The organism is Nostocoides sp. F2B08 (assembly GCF_009184895.1).
Classification (GTDB): Bacteria; Actinomycetota; Actinomycetes; order Actinomycetales; family Dermatophilaceae; genus F2B08.
In genome coordinates, this window is sequence record NZ_WESE01000031.1 from 1 (window position 1) to 1,540 (window position 1,540).

At 65.8% G+C, this 1,540-nt stretch carries 2 protein-coding genes; both read right to left on the reverse strand.

Features of this window, described 5'->3' with window-relative positions; genetic code table 11:
- Positions 1–127: 127 nt before the first annotated feature.
- A complete protein-coding gene (locus tag GA707_RS20585; protein ID WP_152180316.1) occupies positions 128–496 on the reverse strand; it encodes a hypothetical protein in 369 nt (122 codons plus the stop codon).
- 271 nt (positions 497–767) lie between these two features.
- Positions 768–1,193 (reverse strand): helix-turn-helix transcriptional regulator, encoded by a 426-nt coding sequence (locus GA707_RS20590; RefSeq protein ID WP_152180317.1) that lies wholly within the window; start codon positions 1,191–1,193, stop codon positions 768–770.
- Positions 1,194–1,540 lie beyond the last annotated feature (347 nt).

Consider the following 1,540-nt stretch of genomic DNA (forward strand, 5'->3'; position numbering starts at 1 on the left):
ACGCGCCTCTTCTTCCGTGCTGTCGTCTTCTTCGACATGCTCTGATCCGACATGGTCATCGACCTCCTGATCGACTCGCCACGCCGCACCCTGGCTGGTAGTTAAATCCCCCAGATGTCTCACGAACTCAGACGCAGAACAGCGATATCACCTCGAGCGTGCCGGAGGCGGTGCTCTCCACCTGCTTCGCGGCGATGAGAGAGTTGCGGTTGTCGTTGAGCTCGGTGCCGACGGCGACTTCGTCGAAGCAGGACGGTTCGGTGTTGAGCGGATCCGCCAGACACCGCGGCACGGTCTCGAAGTAGTCGCGCACGACCTCTTCCGCCGCCGCGGTCGCCTCCTCCTCCGGCGTCAACGAGGTCGGGGACGGGGAGGCGGCAGTTGTCGGCGTGACGCTGGTGGCGGGGGTCGTCGGGACCGGGGTCGGGTCCGGCTCTGAGCAGCCGGCCAGGAACGCGGCGGCGAGGGCTATGACGGCGGTGGTGCGGACGTTCATGTCATTGACTCCTTCCGGGGGTCTAGCGACCTAATGCATCGCCGAGGCTCCTGGTGTTCAAACTGCTATTCAACCTCTAGGTGTTAGAAATCCACTTCAGGTGCAGCGAAGCGGACACGCCGTGTCCTGCCAGTGCGCTGACCTGCTACGACTCCCCCAATCCACTGCCGAATAGTCCGAGCGTGATGAGGGGATCGCTCGACCTACAGGACTATTGTTGCCACACTCCGCGCAGATCCGCGAGGGAAACGCACAGCCTGTGGATAACTCGCTAGGAGCGCTCGATCGCCGCGCGCGCCACCGCCGCGGGGACACCCAGCGCCTTCGCTAGAAGCTTGACCACGTCCGTCGGCAGAGTGCGGGTCCTTCGCCCGCTCTCCCACCGCTGGACTGTGGCCGCCGAAACCCCGACCTTCTTGGCAAGCTCGGCCGTGCTCAGGCCGGCCACGAACCGCAGATAGCGAAGGTCGGGCCCGTCGACCGGCTCCGCGAGAAGCGAGGCCGGCTTCACACGCAGCACCCGCGCCAAGGCGTGCAGGATTCTCGGCGTCCGAGGCCGCGACAGGCCGCGCTCCCAGCTCGAGATCCGCTCTCCCCCAACCACGCCCACCCGGGTAGCGAGCTGCAACTGGGTCAGCCCCGCACGCTCACGCGCCTCTCGCAGAACGGTCGGGTCGATCGCCGGAGCCCTATCCATAGTGAGCAGAACTGTAGAGGCACCCGACACGTCAGAACACGCGCCGGCTGAAGTCGTGCATGGCGTTCCTGGGTGGCCGTGACTCTCCAGCACGGGGTTGGCGCATTAGGGGCACCTGGAAAGGAGACGCCATGACAACCCGACAACGTCGCCAGTTCGAAACCCTCAGCCAGGCCGCCTCCCGCAGCGGCCTGAGCCCGCGGACCCTGCGCCGGCGCATCGCTGTCAACGGACAGCGGGATTTCCTTGTGTGCGGACAGGTGACTTCCCTGTCGGCGGACAGGTGTTCTCCCTGTCGGGGGTTAGGTCAGGGGCATCACTCCTCGTCCTTCGGTGGCGTCGCTGAG